Source organism: Canibacter zhuwentaonis (genome assembly GCF_018531145.1).
Taxonomy (GTDB): domain Bacteria; phylum Actinomycetota; class Actinomycetes; order Actinomycetales; family Microbacteriaceae; genus Canibacter; species Canibacter zhuwentaonis.
In genome coordinates, this window is record NZ_JAHDSZ010000018.1 from 1 (window position 1) to 8807 (window position 8807).

8 protein-coding genes and 1 pseudogene are annotated in these 8807 nt (G+C 56.2%); 6 read left to right on the top strand and 3 right to left on the bottom strand.

Going from position 1 to position 8807, the window contains the following annotated elements; genetic code table 11:
* A pseudogene (locus KJY78_RS06325) lies at positions 1-1630 on the top strand (hypothetical protein); the annotation flags it as partial.
* A 357-nt stretch (positions 1631-1987) separates the two neighbouring features.
* Positions 1988-2188, top strand: a complete 201-nt coding sequence (locus KJY78_RS06645; RefSeq protein ID WP_250544239.1) for an aldehyde dehydrogenase family protein — start codon at positions 1988-1990, stop codon at positions 2186-2188.
* A 64-nt stretch (positions 2189-2252) separates the two neighbouring features.
* On the opposite strand, the gene KJY78_RS06335 is transcribed toward KJY78_RS06645, so the two are convergent.
* Complete coding sequence (locus KJY78_RS06335; protein WP_214337765.1) at positions 2253-3320, bottom strand: o-succinylbenzoate synthase; 1068 nt, start codon at positions 3318-3320, stop codon at positions 2253-2255.
* 48 nt (positions 3321-3368) lie between these two features.
* Here KJY78_RS06335 and KJY78_RS06340 point away from each other — a divergent pair, with 48 nt between their 5' ends.
* From KJY78_RS06340 to KJY78_RS06350, 3 genes are all read left to right on the top strand, one after another.
* The gene (locus KJY78_RS06340; RefSeq protein ID WP_214337766.1) at positions 3369-4265 is read left to right on the top strand and encodes a 1,4-dihydroxy-2-naphthoyl-CoA synthase; all 897 of its coding nucleotides are present in this window, start codon (positions 3369-3371) and stop codon (positions 4263-4265) included.
* Position 4266: 1 nt separating this feature from the next.
* The gene (locus KJY78_RS06345) at positions 4267-5505 is read left to right on the top strand and encodes an AMP-binding protein (RefSeq protein WP_214337767.1); all 1239 of its coding nucleotides are present in this window, start codon (positions 4267-4269) and stop codon (positions 5503-5505) included.
* Between the two features lie 89 nt (positions 5506-5594).
* The gene (locus tag KJY78_RS06350) at positions 5595-6494 is read left to right on the top strand and encodes a 1,4-dihydroxy-2-naphthoate polyprenyltransferase (protein WP_214337768.1); all 900 of its coding nucleotides are present in this window, start codon (positions 5595-5597) and stop codon (positions 6492-6494) included.
* Between the two features lie 84 nt (positions 6495-6578).
* On the opposite strand, the gene rbsK is transcribed toward KJY78_RS06350, so the two are convergent.
* The gene (rbsK, locus tag KJY78_RS06355; RefSeq protein ID WP_214337769.1) at positions 6579-7538 is read right to left on the bottom strand and encodes a ribokinase; all 960 of its coding nucleotides are present in this window, start codon (positions 7536-7538) and stop codon (positions 6579-6581) included.
* 138 nt (positions 7539-7676) lie between these two features.
* On the opposite strand from rbsK, the gene deoC reads away from it, so the two are divergent.
* Entirely contained in the window at positions 7677-8324 is a 648-nt protein-coding gene (gene deoC / locus KJY78_RS06360) for a deoxyribose-phosphate aldolase (protein WP_214337770.1), read from the top strand.
* Positions 8325-8546: 222 nt separating this feature from the next.
* Here the strand turns inward: deoC and KJY78_RS06365 are convergent, their stop codons facing one another.
* Entirely contained in the window at positions 8547-8702 is a 156-nt protein-coding gene (locus KJY78_RS06365) for a methionine/alanine import family NSS transporter small subunit (protein ID WP_214337564.1), read from the bottom strand.
* Positions 8703-8807 lie beyond the last annotated feature (105 nt).

Below are 8807 nucleotides of genomic sequence, written 5' to 3' on the forward strand. Positions count from 1 at the left end.
TCTCGTGTTGGGTCTGGTGTCAGGGTTTCTAATCACACCACAAGCGACAGCACTAGAGCAGACTACAAGCGAGCAAACGGGTCAGTCTACACCTAGAACCGTTGCTTCTTCCGCAGCATCTGCTGCTTCTTCCGCAGCGCGGGTAAATACTGTTAGTGCGCAGGTTGCTAGCTTGGTGGCGCGTAGTGTTTCAAACGTGTTGTTGCGTGATGTTGTTGCAGCGACTATGGGTTTGTTTAACACTAAGACACCCGCTGGTTTTGCAACACGTTTAGAGTTAGAAGCTAACCCGGTCATATCCACTGAGACTAAGGTTGAGGAGTCGTATCTTCCCGGGGATTCTGTCACGATTACTTCAACGGTAAGCGTAACGGGGAATGAGGCTAAGAGTGTTAGTGTTTATGTTTTTTTGCCGTCAGAGGAGGAGGGGTTTATTCACACTGGAGAGTTGAAACCCCAATGCATGGCAACTGGTAAAGCAAAATGCCCAATTGATGATGAGTGGACGTATGATGATATTATAGGGTACTTCACCACCGTGGTTGATAGTATCCCTGCCGGGGGTGGTCTAGTATTCAAGATAACCGGTCAGGCTGGGCTGCAGTCAAAACCACAGAATACGGATAGGATTCTAACGGGTGCTTTTGCCACTCCTGTTCAGGATGCTAATACGATGGATCAAATAGTTTATCCGATGAATCAGGATGGTGATCAGGGTAATAGTGGTTATTCTGGTGATTCGTTTAAGGTTAGGGAGGAAAAAGCTACTGTTACAGGAGTGTTTGATCTTACTGAGAGTGAGGAGAGCGGGACTGGTGGGGTTAGTGTTACTGTCACTGGAACACTAAAATGCACTGTGCCAGGTAGGGATGGGGATTATATTAACAGTCAGTTTACCCATGTTCTCCAGTCACCAGGTGATAATACTAAGCAGCAGCTATCTGAGGGTGTTTACAAGGGTAGTACTTGTACCGTAACTGTTGATAAGGTTGAAGTTCCCGCTGATTGGGAGTGGGCTCCTACTACGGATCCGGTGAGGCAGAGGGTGACGGAGAATACTGAGGTGCAGGTTGCTGTGGATGCTCTACCACCAGCACCGGAGCAGGAGACAGTACCGGAGCAGGAGTTACCAGCACCAGTGGAGCCGGTTGCGCCGGAAACGCCGATGCAACCAGCGCCTGAGTCAATGCCAGTGCCATCAGCACCGGAACAGGAGTCAGAGCCAGCACCGTCACCTGTGCCACCAATGCCAGAACCTGTGCTACCGGTGATGCCAGCGGTGCCGGAAACACCGTTACCATCAGAGCCTGAGCAGGAGTTAGCGCCAGAACCAGCGCCTGAGCCAGAACCAATGCTAGAACCAGCGCCAGAACCAGCGCCTGCGCCAGCTCCAGTGCCAGCACCTGTTGTGCCTGTTGTGCCGGAAGCACCGGTGACACCGGACACTCCGGTAGTGCCTGTGCCTGTGCCTGCGGAGACTCCTGTGGGTGATGGTGTAACAACTGGTGGTAGGGTATTGGCGAACACTGGTGCCGGGTGGATTGTTGCGCCGTTTGTGGGTGGTGTTTTTGCCCTCCTGGGTGCTAGTGTGGTTATCGCCACTGCTCGCCGCCGCAGCAGTAGGGCATAGTTTAGCTACTGTGTTTTAACACTATAGTCAGGGGAACCCCTTGGATTCGTTGGTGCGAGTTCGAGGGGTTTTCTGTGTTTAGATTGTGTGCCCTCTGATTGCGCGCAGTATGAAACCACAACCGGTATTACTTCTGATAACGGCTGAATATCGCACACAAAACCCGGCAACGGGTGTAGTGTTCGAGAAAACGATACAGCAACAGATACGCAGATTGAAGAGGCGCTAGTGCGATCCGCTGCCACCTATCGAGAGCGGCGCAAACAGAGCGTGCAGCAGCGTGCTGGGTTCGTGGCGAAAGTCGCATAGATCTTTGTTGAACGCAAAAACGAGCTGGCGCGGGCGCTCGCCACCGAGATGGGCAAAACCTATGCTGAATCACTCGACGAGGTGCAGTTTGCGGCGGATATTATCGAATACTACGCCGTGCACGAGCCTGCGTTGATAACAGACTACGAGATTCCGCGCACCGTTTTGGGCAAAGTGTATATCGAGCACAAGCCCGTTGGCGCGCTGCTGGGAATTATGCCGCAGAACTTCCCGCTATTTCTTAGCTGAATAGCCTGTAGCGGTTGCGAGTTTAGCGGTTTTTGAGACGGTGGCGCTAATGCCCGAGCTGAAATTACTGCGATTGCAGTAAGAACTGGTAACAGTCGCTCAGGCGTTGACGCCACCATTTTTCCCTGTGCGGGGGTGCTTTTAGGGCTTCTAAACGTGCCGGATCAGCTGTGATCGGGGTTGTTGCGTCAATAAATCCGTGCTGGGATGATAGGTGCGGTTCGCACACATCCGCTTTGAACAGGGCGGTGGTGCCTAGCCCGCAGGCACCGTACAGGGCGTTATCTGGCAGAGCCGCGGCGAGGCGAGCGCCCATGCCGACGCCGATTGAGCTGTCAAGCGCGCTAGAAACCACCACGGGCAGACCCGCAGCGACCGTGATTTGCAGGGCGCGAGCTATGCCGCCCAGCGGTGCGGCTTTTATAACTAACAGGTCGGCGGCTTTGGCGCGGGCAACCAGCAGCGGATCGTGCGCGTGCCGGACGCTCTCATCCGCCGCAATAAGAGTGTTAATTCCCGCTTTGACCAGCTGTTTTTTGAGTTTGCTCAGCTCGGCGACGCTTTTGCAGGGCTGTTCTGCGTAGTCGACCGTGAACTCCGCCAGTGCGCGCAGTGCGGCGGTTGCCTCGGGCACGCTCCACGCACCGTTTGCATCAACCCGAATGAGGGCGTTTGTGCCCAGGGCTTCGCGCACCGCTCGCACCCGCGCAATATCATCGGCGAGAGTTTGCCCCCGCTCGGCAACCTTAACCTTTACCGTTGTGCACCCTGTGAATCTGGCTAAAACCTCGGGCACGTGCGCGGCATTAACCGCAGGAACGGTTGCGTTAACAGCGATAATTCTGCGCCGGGGGGCGGGGATTTTGTGCCAGCCGTACGCGATCGCGGCGGCAAGCCAGGGCGCTGCGCTGGCAGTGTTGTATTCGGGAAACGGTGCGAACTCGCAGTCGCGCTCTGCGCCTTTAAAAATCATTATTTCACGGTTTATAACGCCCCTGAAGCGGGTGTTCAGGGGGAGCCTTACAAGCTGCGCGCGCTCCTGCAGCTCAGCTAGCGGCGGCAGTGCAGCACGCTGCGGCGCAGCTGCGCCGTCTGCAAAAGCGTTTTTCAAAGGGTTTTCTGATGTGCGCATACTCTCTAATCTAGCGCGTTTTGAGTAAGAGCGCGTAAACTTAGCTGCATGAGTGCAGAGGTTTCAGAACTGTTTGAGGCGGCGATCTGGTGCGAAATGCCGGGCTTCGAGAACTACCAAGATATTACCGCCCACACCAGCAAAGACGGTAAAATCGCGAGAATCGCTTTTAATCGACCCGAAGTACGCAACGCCTTCAGGCCGCAAACGGTTGACGAGCTTTACGATGCGCTCGAAAAAACGCGTGTTAACTCGCGCATCGGCGTTGTTTTGCTAACGGGTAACGGGCCAAGCCCAAAAGATGGCGGCTGGGCTTTCTGTTCCGGCGGCGACCAGCGTATTCGCGGTAAAGACGGGTATATGTACGAGGGCGAGACGGGGGTCACCGGCGCGGGCCGGCTGCACATTCTGGAGGTGCAGCGACTGATCCGCTTTATGCCCAAGGTTGTTATTGCGCTTGTGCCTGGCTGGGCGGCGGGCGGCGGGCACTCGCTAAATGTTGTGTGCGATCTCAGTATTGCGTCGCGTGAGCACGGGCGTTTTAAGCAGACCGACGCTGATGTTGGCTCTTTTGACGCGGGATACGGATCGGTCTACTTTGCGCGCCAGATAGGGCAGAAACGCGCACGGGAGATTTTCTTTTTAGCGCAGGAGTATTCCGCTGAGCGCGCCTGCGCGATGGGGGTTGTGAATCTGGTTGTGCCACACGCAGAACTGGAGCGCGCGGGTGTTGAGTGGGCGCGGATAATTCTGGGCAAATCACCCACCGCAATCAGAATGCTGAAATACGCTTTTAACGCGGTTGATGACGGGATTGTAGGGCAGCAGCTGTTTGCCGGTGAGGCCACGCGGCTTGCTTACGGCACCGCCGAGGCTGCTGAAGGGCGCGACAGCTTCTTAGAGAAGCGCGACCCTGACTGGTCGGCTTACCCCTATCATTTCTAAAATGCTCGGCAGAGAGCTGGAAACGGTAGCGGTCGCGGGCGAGCAGCTGTATTGCGCCCTGGAGCGGGCACTGCGGGGCGGATCGCCGGTGCTCCCGATACCGCAAAAAATGAGCGCAGAACTCGCCCGTGCGCTGCACGGTCTAGCTGGAGGGGCGCGCCCAGGTGAGGTGGGGGTGCGCCTTGACACCGCGGTTGTGATAGCCACTTCCGGATCCACTGGCACGCCAAAACTCGTGGAATTAAGCGCGAGTGCGCTGCTGGCAAACGCAAATGCTTCACGTGAAACACTGGGCGATGACGGGCAGTGGCTGATTGCTTTGCCAACTCACACAATGGGGGGATTAGGGCAGCTGGTGCGCAGTATTTGCTCCGGCATTAAGCCTCACTATGCGGCAGACTACGGCAACCCCGAGGCCTTGGTGCAAGCCGCGCAGCGCATGACGGAGTCCGTGAAATACACCTCACTTGTGCCCGCGCAGCTCTACAGACTACTAGAACTTGCGCAACGTGATCCGCGCGCGGCAGATGTGCTGCGCGGATTTCGAGCGGTGCTGGTGGGTGGCGGGCCGGTGAGCCTGGAACTGCGACAGCGGGCGCACGAGCTGGGCGTTAATCTGGTGCGCACCTACGGCGCAACCGAAACCGCAGGTGGCTGCGTGTATGACGGTGTTGAGATTGGTGACACAAAAATTAGGGTGCGCGGCGGTGAAGTGCAGCTTGCGGGCAGTAATTTGGCGAGCGGATACCTCAACAGAGAGCTTGAAAACCTGGCGTTTGTAACTGAAAAAAATGCGGCGGGTCAGCTGGAAAAGTGGTATCGCACGGGCGATTCCGGATATTTGATGGGCGGTATGCTCGATATTACAGGCAGACTAGACAGGGTTTTAATTTCGGGCGGGATTAATATTTCGCTCGAGAGCATCGAACAGGTTGCCCAGCGCGTGCCGGGGGTTGCGGAGTGCTGCGCGGCTATTATTGCGGATGAGCAGTGGGGGCATCGGGCAGTGCTCGCGGTTGTGCCAGACCGTGCTGTGCTAGAAGATTCTGCGGGCGCGCAGTTGGCGTTGTGCGAACTAGAAAATATTTCACCGCTGCTTGCCGCTGATATTAAAGCGTGTTTGCGCAGCGAAATTGGCGCAGGAGCGGTGCCAAAACGGCTGTGCGCGGTGGCAAATATTCCGTATTTGCAGAGTGGCAAACCCGATCTGCAAAAAATAAAGCAGCTTCTCGGTGATTAGTCGGTGGCTAATCACCGTGTAATTAACGGCTAAAAATGCGGGTGGCGGTAGAATTAATTTGTTTTAACCTCGAGCAATAAGGAGTTTAAGTGGCAGCGGCAAAATCGAAGCAACCGCCGGTATCGAGCGCACGGCTCTGGCTTGCAGGTGCGCGCCTGCGCACGCTGCCGCTCGCGTTCGCGCCGGTTATTGCGGGAGCCGGGCTTGCGCACACGGCTCGTGCTTTTTCCTGGCTGCTCACCCTGTTAGCGCTGCTCGTGTCTGTTTTGCTGCAAATAGGAGTTAATTACGCAAACGATTATTCTGACGGGATTCGCGGCACAGATGATTACCGCGTTGGTCCTGTGCGGCTAACGGGCTCAGGGGCAGTGCCAGCAAAACTTGTTTTGCGTGCGGCGCTGGTGTGTTTCGGTATCGCAGCTCTCGCTGGGCTCGCAGCCATTGTTATTAGCGGGCGCTGGCTGTTTTTAGCGTTAGGTGTTGCGGCGATTCTTGCGGCGTGGTTTTATACGGGCGGCAAAAAACCCTACGGATATATGGGGCTTGGCGAGCTGGTTGTTTTTGTGTTTTTTGGGCCGGTGGCAACGCTGGGCACGTATTTTTTGCAGGCGGACATCAGCCTGCAGGAGGTTTACTGGGCCGCGGCGGGCATCGGCTGCCTGTCGGTTGCGGTGCTTATCGCAAACAACACCCGCGATATTGAAACCGATAGGCAAGCGGGAAAGATAACGCTTTCGGCGCGGATAGGTGAGCGCGGATCACGGGCGCTGTTTGTAACAATGGTGTTTTTGCCGTTTGCCGTGCCTCTTGCGTATATTTGGTTTTATCCCGAGCTGATGCTCGTGCTGATGCTTATTTTTGCGGCCGCGCCGATCAGCCTCATTATGTGCACTGCCCGCACACCGGGCGAGCTGATCCGCGTGCTGCAGCTGACAAGCTTGCTGACTCTGGGATATGCGATTTTGCTCGTAATAGGGTTTAACGGGTAGCGGCGGAGATTGGTTGCCGGGCTTAATTGCCGGACTGGTAGCTGGCTTGCCCGGGGTTGTAGCTGCCGGGGCTAGCCGACGGGTTTAATTATCGACTTTAGCGGTAACTTTAAGCAGGGCTAAAAACGCCGCCACTTCGCTGTCTGTGGGAATGCTCGCGCTGGCGCCCTTTTTAGTAACGGCCAGCGCTCCCGCCGCATTTGCGCGCCTGAGCGCATTTACAAAATCAGCGCCGCTGGCCAGGGAGCTTGCAAGATACCCGGCAAAAGTGTCCCCCGCGGCGGTTGTGTCAACCGCTGTTACTCTAAACGGCTCGTGCAGTGAACTGCCCTGTTCTGTGACTAGCACACAGCCCGCAGCTGCCAGTGTTATCAGCGCGTTTTTAACGCCCCTGCTTATAAACCATTCACCGGCGGTAACCGCGCTCGCAGCGTCGGTTACTCTAATTCCGGTTAGAATCTGCGCCTCTGTTTCGTTCGGGGTGACGGTGTCTAGCATCCGCCAAATATCCTTGGGAAGCTGTGTGGCCGGTGCGGGGTCCAAAATAACGCGAATTCTGGCGCTGTGTGCGCTAGCGATTGCGTGAGCCACTATTTCGAGCGGGATTTCAAGCTGGATTAACATTACCGAGCAGCTGTTTTTAAGCTCGTCGATTGCTTTGTCTATTTGCGCGGTGGTGAGTGCGGCGTTTGCGCCGGGCACAACCACGATGTTGTTTTCACCCGTGGAGTCAACCCGAATGTGCGCAACTCCCGTGTGATCCGCCGCCGTTGTTGCAAGATAAGAGGTGCTAACCTGTGCGCTCTTGAGCCCGTCTGAGACGAGCGTGCCAAACTCATCCGCCCCGACCGCGCCCACAAAATACGACGGTGTGTCCGCCTTGCTGACGGCCACCGCCTGGTTTGCGCCCTTGCCGCCGAGCATGAGCGTGAACTGCCTGCCGAGAATTGTTTCGCCGGGAGCGGGCGCGGCATCTGAAAAAACTGTGAGATCGGCGCTTGCTGAGCCGATAACTAAAACGCCTTTTTTGCTGGTTGTGGTCATACTTACTCGGTTTCTAGTAGGGGTTACTCTTACGATTCTACCCGCTGCTTATCTGAAGGGCTTTGCACGTTTAGGGCGTAGAGTTGTTGGGTACGTTAAACCGCGCCAACCGGCGCTCGCTACAAGGCGGGAGATACTGTGGAAAACACCCAACTGGCTAAATACCTTGACGCAACACTGCTGCAGCCCGAGGCGACGGCGAGCGATGTTGCAGCTCTGATTGCAACTGCCGAGGAGCTTGGCTGTTACGCGGTGTGCGTTTCCCCGTCGATGCTGCCGCTCGCCTGCGAGCTGCCTGCCGCGCTTAAACTCGCAACGGTTGTGGGTTTTCCGAGCGGCAAACACGCGCCTAAGATAAAAGCGGCAGAGGCTGCGCGGGCGGTCGCGGCGGGGGCGGATGAAATAGACATGGTGATAGATTTGGGCAGTGTTTTTGCGGGCGACTATGCTGCAATCGTGCGTGAAATCGCGTTGGTGCGCGCATCCGCTCCCGCTCCTGTGGTGCTGAAGGTTATTATTGAGGCGGCTGCGTTGAGCGATGAGCAGATTATCATGGCGTGCGAAGCTGCTATCGCGGGTGGCGCGGATTTTGTGAAAACTTCAACCGGTTTCCATCCGGCGGGCGGGGCGAGCGTGCACGCGGTACGGTTGCTGGCGCAGACCGTTGGCGGTGAGCTGGGAGTCAAGGCCTCTGGCGGAATTTGTGACCGCAGCACCGCGCTTGAGATGATAGCTGCGGGAGCGACTCGCTTGGGTGTTTCTGCGGCGGCGGATATTCTACGTTAGCGCTCCCGGGTTTGAAAAATAACGCCAGTGCGCTGGTGTCGACAGGCGGAAAAATAGCGCAGGTGTATGAGGTTTTATGCGTTCAGGGCTGGTTTCAATGCAGGCGCGTGGATTTAGTACGCGAGCCGGTTGAACCTGTGTGACAAATTTTTAATCCCCGCCGTTATAATCAACAGCGGGGATTAAATCGTGGTAGCTAGAGCGGTGATCCGCTTCCTTGCGCTACTCTGTTACGTGCGACTTGTGAGCGGCGCTTGTGCTATCTTCTTCAGTAGCCTCCGGGATCGGCAGGAAGCGCAAAGCCACTACTGAGGCAGCGAGCCCTCCCCACACGATCACGAGGGTTACTACTAGCATTATTATAGCCGGTGCTGTCATTACTTTACCTTTCGATCAACAAAATTAATAACGGGTTCGTGCTGCTGTTTGGCTTTCCACTTAAGCAGTGTCATAACGGTTGCAAAAACCACTGCTCCAACCAAA

Coding starts and splice junctions, on each gene's coding strand:
- KJY78_RS06645 (WP_250544239.1), top strand. CDS start 1,988: ATGGGCAAAACCTATGCTGAATCACTCGACGAGGTGCAGTTTGCGGCG.
- KJY78_RS06335 (WP_214337765.1), bottom strand. CDS start 3,320: ATGCGCACATCAGAAAACCCTTTGAAAAACGCTTTTGCAGACGGCGCA.
- KJY78_RS06340 (WP_214337766.1), top strand. CDS start 3,369: ATGAGTGCAGAGGTTTCAGAACTGTTTGAGGCGGCGATCTGGTGCGAA.
- KJY78_RS06345 (WP_214337767.1), top strand. CDS start 4,267: ATGCTCGGCAGAGAGCTGGAAACGGTAGCGGTCGCGGGCGAGCAGCTG.
- rbsK (WP_214337769.1), bottom strand. CDS start 7,538: ATGACCACAACCAGCAAAAAAGGCGTTTTAGTTATCGGCTCAGCAAGC.
- KJY78_RS06365 (WP_214337564.1), bottom strand. CDS start 8,702: ATGACAGCACCGGCTATAATAATGCTAGTAGTAACCCTCGTGATCGTG.